The sequence below is a fragment of the Candidatus Glassbacteria bacterium genome (assembly GCA_019456185.1).
Lineage (GTDB): Bacteria > Gemmatimonadota > Glassbacteria > GWA2-58-10 > GWA2-58-10 > JAJRTS01.
Genome location: VRUH01000009.1, coordinates 5,659 through 6,008, shown reverse-complemented (window position 1 = coordinate 6,008; position 350 = coordinate 5,659). Strand labels below are relative to the sequence as shown.

The 350-nt window shown below is 64.6% G+C and carries 1 pseudogene (running past both ends of the window); it reads right to left on the bottom strand.

Annotated elements, in window-relative coordinates:
* Nucleotides 1-350: pseudogene (gene mfd / locus FVQ81_05105) on the bottom strand (transcription-repair coupling factor) (it extends past both window edges: 2,949 nt to the left, 103 nt to the right).

The following is a 350-nucleotide window of genomic DNA, read 5'->3' as shown; positions in this document are numbered from 1 at the left end:
GACCGTGCGGACCCGTCCGCAGAATTCCTCCGGCGCGCTGACTTTCTGCAGCAGGGACCGCACCGGCGCGACCGTGATCCCCGGCGCGCGGTCAATTAGCGCCAGGAACACCTCCACACGCCCGCCGGCGATTCCCGGTTCCGGTCTGGCGTCCTCGTAGGGCAGGATTTCCCACTGGGGGAAATCCCGCACCTGAGCGCCCGGTAAGAAATTCAGCAGGTCCGCCTCGATTTTCTCGGCCTGGCGCGAGCCACGGGTCACATACAGCAGGCTCTTGCCCAGACTCGCCGCAAGCCCCGCGGCGATAAGGTTTTTGGTCGAACCATAAAGGTTTCCGAGACGCAATTCGG